Source organism: Adlercreutzia agrestimuris, assembly GCF_943193125.1.
GTDB lineage: Bacteria > Actinomycetota > Coriobacteriia > Coriobacteriales > Eggerthellaceae > Xiamenia > Xiamenia agrestimuris.
On sequence record NZ_CALPCX010000004.1, the window covers coordinates 104,275 to 123,489 of the forward strand.

Here is a 19,215-nt window from a genome sequence, read left to right on the forward strand (position 1 = left end):
GTTACGCACGTCCTTTAACTTGCTTTTTCTTCGGGGTGATAAGGTTTGAGATGGACTTATAGACAATAATGGTCAAGATTGAGTTAATCGTTGCTTTCGCTAGGTTAAACGGAATCAAGATGGGAATAATCATCTCAATAACAGCATCTAACGGCACGCCAAGATAGAGAGGTGTCACAATAAGATTACCAATAATAGCCATAATGGTGGCGGCAATAACCGAGAGCACAAGGCCAATAATTGCGCCTTTCATGGTATGCATCTTGCGATACATAAAAGCGGCAGGGAGAACTAAGCCAGCCACGACTAAGATGTTCATAAAGGCGCCAGAGACGTCAGCAAATAAAATGCCATGCAAAACTGCGCAAACAAGTCCAACAGCAAAACCTGCACCAGGACCAAAGGCAAAACCACAGACCATAGCAGGCATTGCGGAAGCGTCATACATAAGCCACGGCACACCGGGGAGCAAAGGAAACTCAATAAAGGACAGCAAAACGCCAATGGCGCACAAAAGTGCCATGGTGACCAATTGGCGCGTTGACCAGGTATTGGTGTTTTTGAATTGATAGTTAGTTTGTTCGGACATGCGAAACCCTTTCTCTTTTGGCCTGGTTCCCAGGGGCGTTATTCTGGCCAAAAAAATAAGCCCCTATGAATTCTTCATACGGGCCAAAATAAGTTCGCAAGCAAAATGTGTATATAGGCACATACCGCGAATCTCTGCCTCTTTCATCCGGACTTTACCGTTGGTTTCGGAATCTCACCGAAATCAGCTTAGGACATATGTCCTAAGGTCGCGGACTTGCACAGCGTGATCACTTAAACAGCGAACGTGTGGATTACCGCCAGTGAGGAATTTCACCTCGCCCTGAAACAGAATTCATTAAGCGGTATTGTAGAGCGTTGGATAAAGGTATGCAAGTGATACGCTTGCGGAGTGAGGGTTTCACTCATTTTCCTTACAAACAACGAGTCATTAACAAAGTGAGTTTAGCCACGTAAGTTGAGTAAAGCGCTTACTAAGATAGGGTGTACATTACAATATCTATCGGTATTGGTGAGCAGAGCGCCACTTCGCAAGCTACTTCGCAATGTAGAGCGAATTCACCAATTGAGGCAAGCCGCAATGAGCAAGAAAAACCAACAAGCCACTCCGTCGCTTTTAGATGCCACGCCTGCAGCGCAAAAGCTGCGCGAAGGTCAGATTGTCAAAGCAAGCATATATGGCATCGTTGGCAATATGCTGCTCGTGGTTTTCAAAATGATAATTGGCTTCGTTTCAAATTCAATTGCCATCATCCTTGACGGCGTCAATAACGCAACTGATGCCATTTCTTCAATCATCACTATTGTAGGTACGAAGCTTGCAGGGCGTCGTCCAGATTCGGCGCATCCTTTTGGTTATGGACGCTTGGAATATCTTACGTCGGTTGTAATTGCAGTTATTATCTTGGCGGCAGGTCTTGTCTCTCTGCGTGAATCAATTGTCAAAATCATTCATCCAGGAACTCCGGTATATTCCACTATTACTATTGCCGTTATTGTGGTTGCTATTGTGGCAAAGATATTCATTGGTCTTATGTTTAAGCACTTTGGAACTAAGACTGATTGTGAAGCGCTTATTGCCTCTGGCGTTGACTCAAATTATGACGCTGTGCTTTCAGCAGGCACGCTGGTGGTGGCTTTTGCTCAAAATATTGGCAACATAAACATTGATGGCATTGTTGGCGTGGTTATTTCACTGGTTGTCTTAAAAGCTGGCATTGAGGTTTTGCGCGATGCGATTAATCCCATAATTGGATTGCCTGAAAATAAGCAGTATTTTGAAGAAATTGAAGCATGCGCAGAAAAATACTCCGAGGTCAAAGGTGTTTATGACATTGTGCTGACCGACTTTGGTCCACGCGAGATTATCGGTTCTGCTTTCGTGGAGATTCCTGACAATCTCAATGCATGCCAAATTCATGTGTTAACGCGAAAAATAGCGGATGACATTAAGATGCAGACCGGTATAGATATGGCCATTGGTATTTATGCCGAACACCTTACGGGTGAGTTTGCTGATATGCACGAGCGGTTGGTTGAGCTGGTGAATGCTGAGTCTGCCATCATGCAAACGCATGGCTTTTTTGTTGATGAGCGAACAAAGACGTGCTATTTCGATCTCGTGATTGACTTCAAAAGCGATGGAGAGGCGCTTAAGAACAAAATCGTGACTCAGCTTGATCGGGATTTTCCTGGATATAGCTACAATGTACAGCTTGATTTCGATTACGCTTTGTAATACTGCGCGATTTAAACGACGCGATAATTGCCTGTAGGGATAAATCAAGCCCCGTTGTCAGAAATTAACTCGTTGGAAACGTTTGTAAAATTGTGCCCACTTTATAATCGCCGTATGGTTTTCCGCAATTCGCACCCATAACAGGGAAAACCCTGCTAGCAGGAGTTGGTGGCGAATACCGAGGGGAATTTTGTCCGGAAAGAAGAAAGTGGATCGGCATGGATTTTATTGTTGACGCAATTGCAAGCATTGATGCCTTTGTGTGGGGACCGCCCATGATTATTATGCTCTTGGGCTCGCATTTGTATTTTACCTTCCGAACAGGTTTTATTCAGCGAAAGATTCCGCAAGCAATTAAGCTTTCGGTTACTAAAGATCCTGATACTCCTGGTGATATCTCTCAGTTTGGTGCTCTGACAACAGCACTCTCTGCAACCATTGGTACTGGTAATATCGTGGGCGTTGGCACTGCTATTTTGGCCGGTGGTCCGGGTGCGGTTCTCTGGATGTGGCTGACGGGTGTGTTTGGTATTGCCACTAAATATGCAGAAACATATGCCGCGGTTAAATATCGTGTTGAAGACCACAATGGGGCTATGCTTGGTGGAGCAATGTATGCATGGCGTCGCGCTTTTACCAAAGAAGGCAAGACTCCGTGGTGGGCATTACTTGGTGCCGGTGCGTTTGCACTCTTTGCAGCAATCGCTTCATTCGGTATTGGCTCAGCGGTTCAGTCAAGCGCTATGACCTCAATCATTACTTCAAATGTAGAAGGTATTCCCACGTGGGTAATTGGTCTGATTGTGGTGGTTTTAGTTTCACTTGTTATCTTTGGCGGTATTAAGTCTATCTCTCGCGTGTGCGAAAAACTCGTACCGTTCATGGCTATTGCTTATGTCTTGGGATGTATTGTTATTGCTTGCATGAACTGGGAATATATTTGGCCTGCAATTTGCTTGATTTGCGAATGTGCCTTTACTCCGAAGGCCGCTTTCGGCGGGGCTGTAGGAAGCGGTCTTATGATGGCGCTTCAGTTTGGTTGTGCTCGCGGCTTGTTCTCTAATGAGTCAGGTCTTGGTTCAGCTCCTATTGTTGCTGCTGCAGCAAAAACGCGCAATCCTGCTCGTCAGGCTCTTGTTTCCATGACGGGTACCTTTTGGGATACCGTTGTTATCTGCGCTTTAACCGGCATTGTATTGGTGTCTACAATGCTTGCAAATCCCGAGATTATGGCCGAAGGTGCTATATCTCAGGGTGCTGATCTGACAAGTGCAGCCTTTGCTTCAATACCCTACATTGGCACACCTATCTTGGTGTTGGGCATGGTTATGTTTGCCTATTCAACTATCCTTGGTTGGTCATATTATGGCAACCGTTGTGTAACTTATCTCTTTGGCAAGCGTGCTATTCGTCCTTATCAGGTTATCTATGTAATCATTGCCTTCTTAGGTGCGGTGGGTATTGGTGATTTGGTGTGGACTATTTCTGACATCACTAATGCACTTATGGCAGTACCAAACATCTTAGTTGTACTTATTTTGTCTGGTATGATTGCTCGCGAAACAAAGCATTATGTGTGGGACAATAATCTGGAAGAGATTGACGATACGCCCATTCCTTTGCTGGAAAGCAAGTAACAAGAAAGAAGTTGCACATTACATATGAGCAAGCTAGTCATTATAGGTGGCGGTGCTTCTGGTCTTGCGGCTGCAATTGCAGCCGCTTGTACTATTTCGGCATCCGGGCCTTTGAAAGACTCTGTTGAGGTTGAACTGTGCGAAGTTGATGATCGCGTAGGGAAGAGTATTTTAGTTACTGGCAACGGTCGTTGCAATTTTTCTAATGCGCATAACAACCCCAATGCCTATTGGAACAGCCCCTTTGTTCAAGAGGTATTTGCCGCGCTGGAACGCACGCAGCCATGGGGAACCAAAACGCAAAATACCCAGGCAAAACCTCCGCAGGGTCTTGAGACATCAAACGCTGTGCTTACTTTTTTCTACAACCTCAATCTAGTTTGGCGCGAAGAATCTGAAGGAAGACTATATCCGGCAGCTAACAAAGCTTCAGTTGTAGTTGATGTGTTGCGCTCGTATGCACAAGCACTTGGGGTAAAAGAATGCTGCAAGCAGCAGGTGCTTGAAGTGTTTGAGGCCAATAAAGGGTATTCCGTTTTATTTTCCTCAGGCCAGACAACGCATGCAGATGCAATAATCGTAGCGTGTGGCGGCAAAGGAATACGTGAGCTCAAATTGCCAGAAGCAAGCTCTCAGCGCTATGAGCTTCAGCCGGTGCTCGGTCCGTTGCGTGTTGTTGAATCACCGTTGGTTAAACCGCTTGATAATATTCGCGTACGCTGTTGTGCAACGCTCATGGACTCAGAGGGCAAACCACTTGCCTCTGAGCCCGGCGAGGTGCTCTTTCGTGCCTACGGCGTCTCAGGAATTGCCATCTTTAATCTCTCGCGTTTCGTCTTTGGTAAAAATCAAGCACTAGAACTGGATTTCATACCCACTGTTGCTCAAGATGAAGCGCCAGCATATATACTCAAGCGCGCTCAGCGTTGCATGCAGCTTGGTTTTGAACCAACTGCTGATGTGGTATTGCGGGGGCTGTTGCTTCCTAAGGTTATTCAGAGTGTAGTTAAGGTTGCCAAAATCAATGCGCATCAAGCGCTTTGCACGCAAGAGGCTGAGGTGCTTGCGCAAACACTGAAGCATTTTACGCTGCATGTTGCAGGAATAGGGGATGAGCGACAGTGCCAAGTTATGCGAGGCGGCCTTGTGACGGAATTATTTGATTCGCAAACGCTTGAGTCAAAAGCAAATCCGCGCATCTTTGCGTGCGGAGAGGCGCTGGATGTTGATGCGCAATGCGGTGGTTTTAATTTGCATTGGGCATGGGCAAGCGGGCTTTTGGCGGGAGTGAGTGCAGCGCGCGAGGTGTGTAGTCGCTTATGATTGAAGTGTCGAATGTGCCATTGCCTCTTGATGCGGGACTGGCAAACGAAGCAGCAAAAAAGCTTATGCGCAAAGAGGCAGCAAAATGCTTAGGTGTCTCGCCTGATCAGATCATGCGGGTGCGCGTGCTCAAGCGCAGCGTGGATGCGCGCAAAAAGACGAATGTGCATTTTGTGGCTACACTCGGTATAGATCTTGATGCGAATCTTGAAAAAACACTGATCAGCCAGTTTGCTCAACGTGCCGGTAAAGGGTTTCTGAAAGGCACCCAGGTAAAAGCCTTTGTGTCACCTGCGCGCTTAGAGGTTCCGTTTGTGGGAATAGCGTGCCAAGATGCTCACCCTGATAGCGCAACAGAAAGCTGGAGTGCGTCTGAACGAGTGCTTGTCGTGGGCACGGGACCTGCGGGATTGTTCTGCGCGCTTGTGCTCGCGCGCGCGGGTTTGAGACCACTGGTCGTTGAGCGTGGGTCTGACGTTGATGCTCGTAAAGCAAAAGTGGAAGCTTTCAATGCGGGAAGCGCTTTTGATCCTCAGACCAATATTCAATTTGGCGAAGGGGGAGCGGGAACCTTTTCGGATGGCAAGCTTACCACCAACATCAAAAGTCCTTACGCTTTTGAAGTGTTGAATCTGTTCGTTGAGGCTGGAGCCCCCGAAGAAATTCTTTGGAAGGCAAAACCGCACATCGGAACCGATTTGCTCATTGATGTCGTGCGCACCCTTCGCCGTCAAATTGAAGCGGCAGGGGGTGAAGTGCTCTTTGATACTCAATTTGTTGATGTGACTTTTGAGGATGGTCATGTCGTGCGTGCATGCCTTGAACAGGCTTCTCATGCAGGCGCTTTGGACGGCAAGGGTCATCAGAGGCGTGTGTGGGTGGATGTTTCTGCTGTGGTGTGTGCTTGTGGGCATTCGGCGCGCGATACCTTTGAGCTTTTATATGAAAGCGGTGTCCCGCTTGAGCAAAAGCCCTTTTCGGTAGGGGTGCGCATTGAACATCCTCAAGCACTTATCAATGAAGCACAGTATGGGCAAAGCGCACAGCATCCGGCCTTAGGGGCTGCTGATTACAAACTTGCAGTGCATCTTCAGCCAACCGAAACCGATCCTTTGCCACGTGGTGTCTACACCTTTTGTATGTGTCCGGGTGGAGAGGTAGTGTGTGCTGCAAGCGAACCTGAGACTGTTGTTGTCAATGGTATGAGCGAATATGCGCGAGCAGGCACTAATGCCAACAGTGCACTTTTGGTCAGCGTAGAGCCAGCTGATTTTGGCTCTGACCATCCGCTGGCTGGCGTTGAGTTTCAGCGGCGCATTGAGCGTGCTGCCTATGCGGCTACTCACCTTGCGCATAAGGGTGACTATTGTGCACCTGTTCAAACGGTGGGGTCATTCTTGCAAACCGACGAAAAGGCGCCGGCATGCGTGGTGCCAACCTATTCACGTGGTACGGTACAGGTTGACCCGCGCGAATACCTGCCACAGTTTGTAACTGATGCTCTTGTGTCAGCGCTTCCTCTGTTGGATAAAAAGCTTCACGGCTTTGCTCATCCCGGTGCGGTTCTCACCGGTCCAGAGACGCGGAGCTCTTCTCCTGTGCGCATGATTCGCAACACACATCTTCAGTCAGAGTTGGTTCCAGAGGTTGACTCGGGGATATTCCCCTGCGGCGAAGGCGCAGGTTATGCGGGAGGCATTATGAGTGCCGCGTGTGATGGCGTGCGCGTTGCTTTGCAAATTTTGGAGCAGATGCGTCACCCAGATGCATAGTTGAGCTGCAAACACTCTATGAGTGCATGGTATACTTACCCCCACTAACAAGACATCCTGATAAAGGGAAGTCGGGTGAGAGTCCCGCACGGTACCGCCACTGTGATTGAGCATTTTAAAAGCTCATCAGCCAGAATACTTTACAGGAAGCGTGTGAGCACAAGCGGCGGCATACTGCGAGTGCTACCCAGCTTAAGACAAGAAGACCCATTGTGTTATAGGGTTACTTATTGTTGCTGGCTTATAAGCGTGGCGAATACGGGCTGCGTGTGCCTGTCGTTATATGGCAGGTGCACGCAGCTTTTTTGTGTACAGCCTCTTGAGTTGATCTGTACATTTTCGCCGTCTTGTTTCAAAGGGAGAGACGAAAGGAGAAACAAACGGTGATTAATTTGCAGCGAAACAAAGGGGTGATGAGCAAACTTATAGCTGGTTTGCTTGCCTGCGTGTTATGCGTGTCATGTGTTCCTTCATACGCTTGGGCGCAGCCTGAAGAAAGGGCATCTTTTACGCCAAGCGTTCAGGCAGATAATGCAGAAAAAGCCCAGGTTGTACTCACTGTTATGGCGGGAACTCAGACGGATTGGACCACCAATGAAACCACGTATGTCACCTGGGTCAACAAGTATTACACCCTTGATGATGTATTAGCTGCCGCCCATGCGTCGGGAAGGACAGATCGCACCTTAGATACGCTTACTATGCAAGATTTGCTTGATGCGGCGGTGCAAGCGGGAGATTTATGTGGATACGAAGCGCTGCCCTCTTCGTTTGGTGGGAGTTATCTTGTATCCATTACTTCAAAGCAGGATGAGACATATGCCGGCGTGGATTCGCCAAACTACGATTTGAGCCAGTTCTGGTCGGTTCTTGAAGATGGTGTACAGACGCCTTTGGCATTTGATCTAGTAACGCTCAAAGCAAATCACGCTTATCAGTTTGCTTGGGATACGTACACTTCGGCAGTTTGTCCTGATAATTGGGCGGCATTTTATGCAGATAATCCCGCACAGACGCTGCAGGCGGGTGCTGATGCTTCCCAAGGTCAAGTGACCCTGACTATCGTTGCAGGATCACAGACAGATTATACAACGGGCAAGGTCACCTATCCTACTTGGGTTAACAAACGCTACGGATTAGCTGATGTACTCTCAGATGCGCAAGCCAAAGATCCTACTAAGACGCTTGCAACGCTTACCATGCAAGACTTACTTGCGTATGCCCAAACTACAAAAGACATAGACTCATATGAAGCAACAAACTCAAGCTATGGCGGTTTGTATTTGAACGCTCTAACCTCTAAAGACGGTGTTACCTTAGCGGGTTGGAATAGCGCTGACTATTCGGCGAGTTTATACTGGTCAATTTTTAATGATGGTGCGTATGCTGATACGTCTTTTTCCGAAATTAAGCTGCAAGATCAGAAGAGTTATCAGTTTGCATGGAATTCGTTGAGCAGTGCAGCTGTCCCTCACAGCTGGAATGAGTTTTATGCATCACAGGCTCCTGGAGCCGCAGATGACAAAACTCCAGGAAATGAGGGAGAAGGCAACCAACCCACCATTACTCCAACGCCTCCTACTGAGACACTTTCACCCGATGCCATTGATCAAGCTTGCGTAGATACTCTTATTGCCACTATTGCTTCCACTTATGCAAAAACTCAGGATGCTTGGCAAGTCATGGATATGGCTGCGCTTGGTAGAACAGAAGATGTTGATGTCTTAGGTTTTGTAAATTCGGCTGCGTTGGCTATGAAGGAACCCGCCGCAGATAATGCAATGACTGCGTATCAGCGCACAATTTTGGCGCTTACGGCTGTGGGCGAAGACGCAACAAAGGTGCCCGATGGGCAGGGAGTATTCAATGCGGTAGATGAGATGGCTCAGCGTGTAACCGCGTCATCCCCGGTAACAGTGCAGGCGTTTACCCTTTTGGCATACGCAAGTGGGCCCTATGAAGTTCCTACCACCGCTGCACTTACTCAAGATGAGCTTATTGCAGCTCTTTTGAAAAACCAGCTTCCTGATGGTGGCTTCTCTTATCGTGGAGCATCAGCTGATGCGGATGTAACTGCAATGGTAATTGCCGCCTTGGCTCCTTATCAAAAAACATCTGCGCCTGCAGCGAAAGCTTTAGGTCGAGCCATAGATGCACTACACGGATTGCAGCACGAAGATGGCGGTTTTGGCGCGACGGGATTTGGTGTTGATCCTGCCACAAATGCGAACTCAACTGCCATGGCAGTTATTGCTCTTTGTGCTGTCGGGATAGACCCGGCAACCGATTGGGTGACTAAATCAGGAGCAACGCCGCTTTCGGCGCTGCTGGGTCAAGCGTCGGCACAAAATGATGGTTTTGTTTACGCGGGACAGCTCAATCCTGGTGCTACAGAGCAGGGCTTCCGCGCGCTGGTGGCATATCGCGGATTCAAAAATACGGGGTTGCCTTACAACATCTATACTCAAGCGCGTTTGGGGCAGGCTGCAATTCCTGACGACTCGTTTATTGATGGCGAAGGCGGAGACAAAACACCGCAAACAACGCCAGAGTACAAAACTGAGGCTTCGCCGTCTTCTGATACACAAAAAGGATCAGAATCAGCGGATCAGAAATTGGTAGCCGCTTCTATGCCCGCTACTGGTGATCATACTGTAAGTGCTGGTGTGGCGTTGCTGGCGATGTGTGCTCTCGGAGCAACTTGCGTGGCGGCATTGCGTTTGCGAAAGCTGCGCTTGGCTGACACGCTTAAGACGCACGATTAATAAAGAACGGTTGCGATATGACAGACTCACAAACCCCCCAGCCTCAAGAGCAAAGAGTTGCCCCTCCGCTTGCTTCAGATTTAGAAGCATCAAGCGAAGAAAAAAGTACTACGGAAACAAGCAACCAACACCGTCAAAGGCGCACGGCAGTTGTGGCGTGTGTCGTGGTTGCAGCTGTGGTGGTGCTGGGGGTTTGTGGTATTTGTTTGGGTGGTAAAGGCGCACAAGACGATGCAGCTTCACTTAAGTTGGCTGCGCCCACCGAAACTGTTTCTGACTCGGACACACAAAGCAAGTCTCAGGATGCGGACAAGCAGGCACAAGGCAGCATGAGCAAGTCCAAAACAGATGCTGATTCTTCCGGCACTGCTCAAGATGATACTGAAGCGGACAAGCCATCTGATACGGTGCCCGGAGGTATAACCGATGGGGGATCAGAAGACACGTCGGGCCAAGATGAAACCTCACAAAACGCATCTACGCAAAATACGGTTACTGGAGATGACTCACCGGGTGGTGCGCCTGACACAAGCGACGAACAAAATGACGCATCACACAAAGCATCATCAGAAGATTCTGGATCCTCATATGAAGCGAGTGCAGACAATAAACCTGCGTCTCAGCAGGCAGCTTCGGCACCAGCACCAGAGCCAGAGACACCTGTGTCAAAGCCCGAGCAACCTGCAACTATCACGGTACATGTTGCCATTGATAGTTCGCGCGCGGTGCCTTTTGGCTACCCGTCATCGCTTGGAGGGGGGACAGTTGAGCTGCGCGAAGGGGCAAGTGTATATGACGCACTTTGTGCAACTGGGGTTGCTGTTGGGGGGAGCTCTTCTTACGTTTCCTCCATTGGTGGTCTGTCTGAATTTGCGTGTGGGAGTGGTTCAGGGTGGCTCTATTTTGTTAACGGTGCTTCGCCATCTGTTGGATGCAATAGTGCGTACGTGCAAAACGGTGATACGGTAACGTGGATTTACACAATTGACCTGGGCGGAGACTTGTAGATAGGCCATGAGATTCCTTGAGCACCTACATCCTTTAGTGCTGGTTGTATATATGGCTGGCGTACTTGTTTTGTCTATGCTTTCGCTTGAACCGATTTCAATTGCGCTTTCACTGTGCGGTGCGTGCTCCTTTGGTGTGCTGACGCGCGGTTGGCGCCCAATGCTTCAATTTGTGCGCTGGCAGTTGGTATGCGTAGGGGTAATTGCGGTGGCGAATTTCTTGCTTTCGTCTACCGGATCAACTGAACTCTTTCGTATTGGCATGCGTGCTTTTTATTTAGAAAGCTTGCTTTTTGGGCTTTGCATGGGGGCGCTGTTGATGGCGGTCATGGTGTGGTTTTGGGATTTTGCTTCGCTTTTGACAAGCGAAAAGGTGGAAACGGTTTTTGGTAATCGCGCCCCAACGCTTGCCATTATGATCTCTATGATTGGTCGTCTTATCCCTCAGTTTGTTCGTCAAGGGCACGAAATTGATGAAGTACATCAAGCATGCAGCGCCGCATCCGCACAGAGGTCTCAACCTCTGCAAGCACAGTTTCGCCACTTGAGCGTGCTGGCAGGTTGGACGTTGGAGGATTCGCTTGAAACGGCATATGCCATGAAAGCGCGTGGGTGGGGATATGCACCGGTGCGCACAACGTATAAGCGCTTTGTTTTTGGACGAACAGATGCGTTGTGTTTGGGTGTAGTAGTGGCGCTGTTAGGATTGAGTGGTGTGGGTGCTCTTTTAAATGTCTCCAGTTTTCATTTTTATCCTGTCATGAATGTGTCGCCAAGTATGTGGCATGTATGGAGTGCGGTGTTGTTTTTCGCACCAAGCTTTGTGGTGATAAAGGAGCGCTGCGCATGCAACCGATAGACATAAACTCGACGCAGACGAAGCCCTCTTCTTCTGAGAAGTACTCTGCAATTTGTGCGCATGATCTTTCGTTTTTATATCCCGATGGAACGCAAGTGCTTAATAAGCTGAACTGGGAGGTTAGTGCGGGTGCGTTTCAGCTGATAGTGGGAGATACAGGGAGCGGCAAAAGTACGCTATTGCGTTGTTTGCAACCGGCACTTACTCCTGTGGGCACTTTGACGGGCTCGTTGAGTGTGTGGGATGAGATATATACCGATGCTTCTCATGGGGTGTTTAACCCACGCGTTGGTTATGTTTCGCAAAGTCCTGAAAGCCAACTGGTATGCGACAGCGTGTGGCATGAGCTTGCATTTGGGCTTGAAAACCTTGGGACAGACCAAGCAACTATGCGTAAACGAGTGGCAGAAGTCGCGCATTTCTTTGGGATTGAAGCATGGTTTAACAAGCGCATTGATGAACTATCGGGTGGCCAAAAACAAATCGTTTGTCTGGCGAGCATGGTGGCGTTGCGCCCGCAGCTTATGGTGCTCGACGAACCAACAGCCCAGCTCGATCCGGTTGTGGAAAAGAATTTCTTGCATGCGCTTTTTCGCATTAATCGAGAGCTTGGTATTACGGTAGTGGTGGCCACGCATAATCCTGAGACTATGGTTGATTATGCAACAAGCGCAGTGAGGCTTACTGAAGGCGCTGTGGTGCCCCTTGATCTTGCAGATCTCAAAGCAGGTGAGCAGCCGGTATTGAGTTTGCGCAGCTCTACACAAAATGGCAGCCAGGGGGTAGGTGCGCTTGAAGACGCACTTGAAGTGGTAAGCGCGCACAATGTTAGTGTTCGGTATTCGCAGTCCTCTTCACTTGTATTAGATGAGTGTTGCATTAGTGTGAGAAAGGGAAGTCTTCATGCGTTAATTGGGGGCAATGGCGCAGGAAAAACCACGCTTCTGAAAACGCTTGCTGGTGTCATCAAGCCGCTTTCAGGACGTGTGAAAAACACGCTTAAGGCAAAACAAGCCTATCTGCCGCAAAATCCTAAAGCGTTATTTGTATGCGACAGCGTTTCTGAGGAGCTCACTGAGTGGCAAGAAGCGTGTGGGTATACCTTTGATGAGTGGATGGCATGGGCGAAACGTTTTGGCCTGGAATCTCAGCTTGAGGTGCATCCCTATGATTTATCCGGCGGTCAACAGCAGCAACTTGCGTTGGCGAAATTGCTCCTGACAAACCCTGAGTTGCTTTTGCTTGATGAACCAACGAAGGGTCTTGATGCACATGCTGCAGCTGTGTTGGCAGACGCCATACTTTCTTATGCAGAAGCAGGAAATACGGTGGTTGTTGCCACACATGATATGACCTTTGTGCAGCTTTTGGCAGATCAAGTGACATTGCTTTTTAATGGGCAAGATGCGCTTACCATGACACCGCAGGAATTTTTTGCCGATACCATTTTTTACGAGCCTTGTGATAACGCTTTTGCTCGATTGATGAGTGGAGGCGTTTGTGCAGAGGAGTAAGGCGTCTTATAGATCAAAGGATGTAGGTGATTATAAGCATCCAACGCGGGAGCGTCTTCAGAGTGCCAGTGAGCTTGGAGCGCTTATAGCCGTTCCTGCTACTTTAGGTCTTTGTGCATATTTTCAAATTGAGCAATCAGCTCTTTTGAGCGTAATGGTAGCGCTCTGCGCACTTGGTTTGTTTTTCGCTGGCTTTGAAGCATCTAAGCCCCACCTTCGCCACATTATGCCTATCGTAGTTCTTGCTGCGCTTGCGGCAGCGGGGCGAATTCTTTGCGCACCGCTTCCTGATTGTAAACCGGTTTCTGCTATTTGTATTATGGCTGGTTCTGTTTTTGGGCGCAGGTCAGGCTTTATGGTGGGTGCCCTTGCTGCTTTGGTATCGAACTTCTTTTTCGGGCAAGGTCCCTGGACGCCTTGGCAGATGTATGCGTGGGGTCTCATTGGGTATCTTGCAGGGGTTTCAGCTGATCGGGGGCTTTTGAAGCGTCCGGGTGTGCTCTATACCTTTGGTTTTTTGTCAGCTCTGCTGTATGGTCTCATTTTGAATGGGTGGTATGTTGTTGGTTTTGTGCATCCTTTTACTTGGATGGGCGCTGTAGGTGCTTTTGCGGCTGCGGCGGTTTTTGATGGTGTGCATGGTGTAGCAACGGTGGTTTTCCTTGCACTCTTATATGCACCCTGGCAGCGAAAACTTGAGCGCATCAAGACCAAATACGCTTTAGTCGATTGAATGATATGATCGCGCAAGGAAAGTTTTGTTTGATGTTAAACACCTTTGAGATAGGTGGTTGATGCTATGGAGCAACTTGGAAAAGAGAGTGAATCAATGCCATCATCGTTTGAGCCATTGTGCGCATTTGATTGCGCAACAAAAGCGTTGCGCGCAGGTCTTGCGGTGGTTTTCCCGACTGACACCGTATACGGGCTTGGTATCAGTGTTGCTCATGCGCACACCCCTGAAGTGCTCTACGCCATCAAGCAGCGTGACCGCGGAAAACCTATTGCATGGCTGGTAGGAAGTGTGGATGACCTGTATCACTTTGGCAAAGAGATACCAGAGTGGGCTCGTATTTTGGCGCAGCAATTCTGGCCGGGAGATCTGACACTTGTTGTGCGGGCGGCCGATACAGTACCTGAGGCGTTTCGCTCTGATGCTGGCACAATTGGTCTTAGAATGCCGCGCTCTTCATATGCACTGCGCCTTATCAAGGAGCTTGGAGCACCACTTGCCACCACTTCAGCGAATCGCTCAGGTGCACCAGATGTAGCTTCTTATGATGCGCTTGATTCGCATATTGCCGCTTCGGCGGGTGCGGTCATTCCAGGATGGGATGTTGTTTCAGAAGGTGTTTCTTCTACGGTGGTTGATGCTTCTTCAGATGTGCCGCAAATCATGCGCGCAGGTGCGCGAGTAGAGCTTGTGCGTCAAGAGCTTGTGCGAAGCGGCGTATCCTTTTGAGTTTTGAAGCACTGTTTCGCCAGAGGGCTTTTTTCGTGCGAAATGGAAATCGTCAGAGCGTGTAGACGTGCCTGTTTTACAATAGAGCAAGTGTGCTCATTTGAGCCAATTCAAACAGGTATGCGAAGGGTGGTTTCATGATCATTAGCATTGGAAGTGATCACGCGGGTTTTGAGCAAAAAGAATTGCTGGTGGGATATCTATTAGAGCGCGGTCATGATGTCATAGATCGTGGTCCGAACTGCGATGATCGCGTTGATTATCCCGATTATGCCGTGCTTGTGGCTCAAGATGTGGCAAATAAGACAGCAGATCGCGGTGTGCTTGTTTGTGGCACTGGTATTGGTATGGCGCTTGCTGCTGACAAAGTTCCGGGTATTCGCGCTGCAAATATCATTACGCCTCAGTTTGCTGCGTTGTGTAGAGAGCACAATGATGCAAATGTTATTACGCTTTCAGGTCGTTTCGTGGAGCCTGCTCTGAATTGCGAGATTCTAGAGACGTTTTTGACGACTGAATTTGGCGGCGGTCGGCACGCGGGTCGCGTTGAAAAGATTATGGAACTTGATTCAAAAACAGGTGAGTGACAAAACGGGTTTTCGGGCTCATTCATGTATCAGTAAGACGCCGTGAGACACTTTACGGCACTCGAGAAGGACTAAAAATGGCAGACACTTATCTTGCACAATCTGATCCAGCGGTTTTGGCCGCCATTAATCAGGAGTTGAGCCGTGAGCGCGACTCGGTGGAATTGATTGCGTCGGAAAACTTTACCTCACGCGCAGTAATGGAAGCCGTTGGAAGTGTGCTTACCAACAAATATGCCGAAGGATACCCGGGTAAGCGCTATTACGGTGGCTGCGAAAAAGTGGACATCGTTGAAGATCTTGCGCGTGATAGAGCGTGTGAACTGTTTGGCTCTGCATTTGCTAACGTACAGCCTCACTGTGGAGCAAATGCAAACTTTGCCGCATATACCGCCCTTATTGAGCCCGGTGACACAGTGCTAGGTATGAGCCTGGCGCATGGTGGACATCTTACCCATGGATCTCCTGTTAATTTCTCGGGCAAACTCTACAACATTGTCAGCTACGGCGTTTCTTCTGAAACTGAGACTATTGACTATGATGAACTTGAGCGCATTGCAAAAGAATGTCGCCCGAAGATGATTGTCGGCGGCGCAAGTGCTTACCCGCGTGTGATTGATTTTGAGCGTATGGCAGAAATTGCTCATGAGGTAGGCGCTTATTTCATGGTGGACATGGCTCATATTGCTGGTTTGGTGGCGGCAGGTGCGCATCCATCGCCGGTACCTTTTGCAGATGTTGTTACTTCTACCAGCCACAAGACGTTACGCGGACCGCGCGGTGGCTTCATTTTGTCCAACGATGAAGAGATTGCAAAAAAGATTGATAAAGCGGTCTTCCCGGGTGCGCAAGGTGGACCTTTGATGCATGTTATTGCCGGTAAGGCTGTGGCTTTTGGTGAAGCTTTGCAGCCAAGCTATCGCGAATATATCGATCATGTGGTTGAAAACGCCGCTTCCTTGGGGCAGGGTATGCTTGATGGCGGGTTGCGCCTTGTATCAGGTGGTACTGACAATCACTTATGCTTGGTTGATCTGACACCAGCAGACGTAACAGGAAAAGATGCAGAGAAACTTCTTGAGTCGGTTGGTCTGACGGTTAACAAGAATTCAATTCCCAATGAAACGCGCTCGCCATTTGTGACCAGCGGTATTCGCGTTGGTTCTGCTGCTGCTACCACACGTGGCTTTACTGCTGAAGATTTCTATCAAGTTGGCTTGTGCATTGCCGCTACCGTTTTTAATGCGGAGAACGAAGAGCGTTTAGCAGAAATTCGTACGCAGGTTGAGCAGTTGCTGGCAGCGCATCCGCTTTATCCTGGCTTGTCGTATTAGTTTTACTAATTGGTGTCACCCTGATGGGCAAGTCTCCCTTGCTCAGGTGTTGCAGTGGTAGAGTGTTGGGTACGTGTTTGAGTATTTAATGGAATGAGGAGCAGGCATGACAAGTGATCGCGTTGTAGTAGTTGACCATCCTATGGTGCAGCACAAACTTTCCAAGCTGCGCAATAAGAATACTTCATCTAAGGATTTTCGCGAGCTCGTAAAAGAGTTGGCAATGTTTGAAGGATATGAGGCAACTCGCAATTTGGCGCTTGAAGATGTCCAGGTTGAGACGCCCATTTGTGAAACAACCTGCAAGCAGGTTGCAGGAAAAAAGATGGTAATTGTTCCCATTTTGCGTGCAGGCCTTGGCATGGTAGAAGGTATCCAAGAGCTCATGCCGTCAACTTTTGTAGGGCATCTTGGCATGTACCGAGATCCGGTAACTCATGAACCGCATGAATACTATGCAAAACTACCTGATAGCATTGATCAACGTGAAGTGATGGTAGTTGATCCAATGTTAGCAACAGGAGGTTCTGCGGTTGCTGCAATTCAGTATCTGCGCAAACAAGGAGTAAAGACGATAAAGCTTGTCGTGCTTGTTGCTGCTCCTGAGGGAATAGAAGCGGTGCTTAAAGCAGATCCTGAGGTGGAAATCTATACCTGCGCAATTGACGAGGGTCTTAACGATCATGCCTATATCATTCCTGGTTTAGGAGATGCGGGTGACCGCATTTTCGGAACAAAGTAAGCGGATAGGGGTTAAGTTATGACGCTTGAGACGGCATCGCCAGATGTGGATAATCGCCCAAGCTGGGACGAGTATTTTATGAAACTCGCCAACGAGGTTGCAACGCGCACAACGTGCTTAAGACGAGCAGTTGGGGCAGTGATTGTGAAAGATCGTCGGATTCTGGCAACGGGATACAACGGTGTGCCTTCAGGTTTGCGTCATTGTTCAGAAACGGGTTGCTTGCGTGAGCAGCTTGGTGTGCCCTCTGGCCAGCGACATGAGATTTGTCGCGGTTTGCATGCTGAGCAAAACGCCATCATTCAGGCAGCCCGTTATGGCATAGATATTTCAGGATCATCTATTTATATCAATACACAACCTTGTGTCGTCTGCGCAAAGATGCTTATTAATGCTGGCATTGATGAAATCATTTACCAGAACCCTTATCCTGACGAACTTGCTATGGATATGCTTCGCGAAGCTGGCATCAAACTGCGCGTCTTTGAGGGATAGCTGATTAACGAGGCATATGCAAGCAAGCTGTTTCTTGAATAAATAACATGATTCTTACCGCTAATATACGCTATTTTTACAATGAGATCAGTTTTTATGCAGAATTGGCTGCAATTACGTTCCGCTTACCCGAAAAAGCGTGAGTTTTTGGTGCTTTCGATCAACCTCTTATAGCGAAACAGCTACTATGGGTATGTTTGGCAATTTAGGGCCAAATGGTGTGTACGGAAGAAAGATATGGTTGTAGCAGTAATCTTAGGGATTGTTTCTGGCACTGTGGGTTTTTTGCCTTTGTTGCTTGGCTGGCGTCTTGCTAAAAACGCAACAAAGACCAGCAACCTCGGTCATGCAGGTGCTCTTATGCTGGGCGTCCTGCTTTCCTTTGTGCTTATCTTTGTCTTTGCCATCTTGTGCATTGTTTTTGCGCGCGATGTCGTGCTTCCGTATGTATTGGGTGAAGTTGGTGCACTATGCGTTTGTGCAGCCATTTTTGGAATTACAAAACAGCTGCGTCGTTAAGTCGCACCGATCAATGGAAGGACAATCTCTGTGAACCCGCTTGATTTACTTGCTGAAAACGTCCCGCATTTGCAGCATTCGTTTGATCCGGCCATCGTATTTGGCACCAGCTCGTTTGGAATGACGCAATATATCTTTTGGATGATTATTTGCTTCTTGATCACTATTGCTATTGTGCTGGGAGCAAGCAAACGATTGACGCTTGTTCCAAACAACAAGTTCGTCAACATGGTTGAATATGGCTATGAGTTTGTACGCAAAGATATGGGAGAGGGTGCTATTGGGCACGGCTATAAAAAGCATATTCCCTTCTTAGCTACGTTGTTCTTCTTTATTTTGATCTCAAACTTTGTTGGTTTGATCCCTGGTTGCAAAACTCCTACGGGCACCATTTCGGTTACGTGGGCATTAGCAATCATCTCTTTTGTTTACTTTAACTATTGGGGCGTGAAAGCTCACGGTGGTTGGGGTTACATCAAATCCATCGCTCCGTCAGGTTTACCTGGTCCTATGGTGCCTGTGATCTGGTTCTTTGAGTTTGTCTCAATGCTGCTTCGCGCACTGACGCTTGCTGTTCGACTCTATGGCAATATGTTTGCAGGCCATATGGTTTTGGGTGTATTCGCCCTTGCAACAAGCATCTTTATCGGATGCGCTATACAAGACGCAAACTTCATTTTCGCTCTGCCGCCTATTGGTTTCATGGCATTTTTGATTGCTATGTATGCTCTTGAGGTGCTAGTTGCTTTCTTGCAGGCGTACGTCTTTACCATCTTATCGGCGGTATACATTTCGCTTGCAACTTCAAGCCACTAAGTGGCAAAGGTCGCCTGTGCGACTACTGTTTGGTTTCATCGGTGCAGCTGCGCCGAAGAGATAGTTTTTGCTGGAGTTTCTTGGGAAAGGCCCAAG

At 48.4% G+C, this 19,215-nt stretch carries 17 protein-coding genes and 2 riboswitches; of the genes, 16 read left to right on the forward strand and 1 reads right to left on the reverse strand.

Features of this window, described 5'->3' with window-relative positions; all coding sequences use genetic code 11:
- Position 1: 1 nt before the first annotated feature.
- Positions 2–589 carry an ECF transporter S component gene (locus NFR28_RS07320; protein WP_251179176.1) on the reverse strand — a complete coding sequence of 196 codons (588 nt, stop codon included), beginning with the start codon at positions 587–589 and terminating at the stop codon, positions 2–4.
- 131 nt (positions 590–720) lie between these two features.
- Positions 721–883, reverse strand: a riboswitch (FMN riboswitch).
- 246 nt (positions 884–1,129) lie between these two features.
- On the opposite strand from NFR28_RS07320, the gene NFR28_RS07325 reads away from it, so the two are divergent.
- The 16 genes from NFR28_RS07325 to atpB all read left to right on the forward strand — a co-directional run bounded on the left by NFR28_RS07325 (position 1,130) and on the right by atpB (position 19,119).
- Positions 1,130–2,287, forward strand: coding sequence for a cation diffusion facilitator family transporter (locus tag NFR28_RS07325; protein WP_251179177.1), 1,158 nt, complete (start codon positions 1,130–1,132; stop codon positions 2,285–2,287).
- Positions 2,288–2,505: 218 nt separating this feature from the next.
- On the forward strand, positions 2,506–3,924 hold the full coding sequence (locus NFR28_RS07330) for an alanine/glycine:cation symporter family protein (protein WP_251179178.1): 1,419 nt from the start codon (positions 2,506–2,508) through the stop codon (positions 3,922–3,924).
- A 24-nt stretch (positions 3,925–3,948) separates the two neighbouring features.
- Complete coding sequence (locus NFR28_RS07335; RefSeq protein WP_251179179.1) at positions 3,949–5,247, forward strand: NAD(P)/FAD-dependent oxidoreductase; 1,299 nt, start codon at positions 3,949–3,951, stop codon at positions 5,245–5,247.
- A complete protein-coding gene (locus NFR28_RS07340; RefSeq protein WP_251179180.1) occupies positions 5,244–7,019 on the forward strand; it encodes an NAD(P)/FAD-dependent oxidoreductase in 1,776 nt (591 codons plus the stop codon). Before NFR28_RS07335 ends, NFR28_RS07340 begins: the two co-directional genes overlap by 4 nt.
- Before the next feature lie 39 nt (positions 7,020–7,058).
- Positions 7,059–7,208: riboswitch (adenosylcobalamin (AdoCbl) riboswitch) on the forward strand.
- Between the two features lie 224 nt (positions 7,209–7,432).
- The gene (locus NFR28_RS07345) at positions 7,433–9,784 is read left to right on the forward strand and encodes a prenyltransferase/squalene oxidase repeat-containing protein (protein ID WP_251179181.1); all 2,352 of its coding nucleotides are present in this window, start codon (positions 7,433–7,435) and stop codon (positions 9,782–9,784) included.
- Between the two features lie 17 nt (positions 9,785–9,801).
- Positions 9,802–10,791: a DUF4430 domain-containing protein gene (locus NFR28_RS07350; protein ID WP_251179182.1), complete on the forward strand. Its 990-nt coding sequence runs from the start codon at positions 9,802–9,804 to the stop codon at positions 10,789–10,791.
- Positions 10,792–10,798: 7 nt separating this feature from the next.
- Positions 10,799–11,650, forward strand: coding sequence for an energy-coupling factor transporter transmembrane component T (locus NFR28_RS07355; RefSeq protein ID WP_251179183.1), 852 nt, complete (start codon positions 10,799–10,801; stop codon positions 11,648–11,650).
- A complete protein-coding gene (locus NFR28_RS07360; protein WP_251179184.1) occupies positions 11,638–13,164 on the forward strand; it encodes an ABC transporter ATP-binding protein in 1,527 nt (508 codons plus the stop codon). The genes NFR28_RS07355 and NFR28_RS07360 overlap by 13 nt, the downstream gene beginning before the upstream one ends.
- Complete coding sequence (locus NFR28_RS07365) at positions 13,151–13,897, forward strand: ECF transporter S component (RefSeq protein WP_251179185.1); 747 nt, start codon at positions 13,151–13,153, stop codon at positions 13,895–13,897. The genes NFR28_RS07360 and NFR28_RS07365 overlap by 14 nt, the downstream gene beginning before the upstream one ends.
- A gap of 66 nt (positions 13,898–13,963) precedes the next feature.
- Complete coding sequence (locus tag NFR28_RS07370) at positions 13,964–14,626, forward strand: L-threonylcarbamoyladenylate synthase (protein ID WP_251179186.1); 663 nt, start codon at positions 13,964–13,966, stop codon at positions 14,624–14,626.
- 137 nt (positions 14,627–14,763) lie between these two features.
- Positions 14,764–15,213, forward strand: a complete 450-nt coding sequence (rpiB, locus tag NFR28_RS07375) for a ribose 5-phosphate isomerase B (protein WP_251179187.1) — start codon at positions 14,764–14,766, stop codon at positions 15,211–15,213.
- A gap of 77 nt (positions 15,214–15,290) precedes the next feature.
- Positions 15,291–16,547, forward strand: coding sequence for a serine hydroxymethyltransferase (gene glyA / locus NFR28_RS07380; protein WP_251179188.1), 1,257 nt, complete (start codon positions 15,291–15,293; stop codon positions 16,545–16,547).
- A gap of 106 nt (positions 16,548–16,653) precedes the next feature.
- Positions 16,654–17,289, forward strand: a complete 636-nt coding sequence (gene upp, locus NFR28_RS07385) for a uracil phosphoribosyltransferase (RefSeq protein ID WP_251179189.1) — start codon at positions 16,654–16,656, stop codon at positions 17,287–17,289.
- An 18-nt stretch (positions 17,290–17,307) separates the two neighbouring features.
- Positions 17,308–17,784, forward strand: a complete 477-nt coding sequence (locus NFR28_RS07390; protein ID WP_251179190.1) for a deoxycytidylate deaminase — start codon at positions 17,308–17,310, stop codon at positions 17,782–17,784.
- Positions 17,785–18,021: 237 nt separating this feature from the next.
- The gene (locus NFR28_RS07395; protein WP_251179191.1) at positions 18,022–18,303 is read left to right on the forward strand and encodes a prominin family protein; all 282 of its coding nucleotides are present in this window, start codon (positions 18,022–18,024) and stop codon (positions 18,301–18,303) included.
- A gap of 30 nt (positions 18,304–18,333) precedes the next feature.
- Complete coding sequence (atpB, locus tag NFR28_RS07400; protein WP_251179192.1) at positions 18,334–19,119, forward strand: F0F1 ATP synthase subunit A; 786 nt, start codon at positions 18,334–18,336, stop codon at positions 19,117–19,119.
- Positions 19,120–19,215 lie beyond the last annotated feature (96 nt).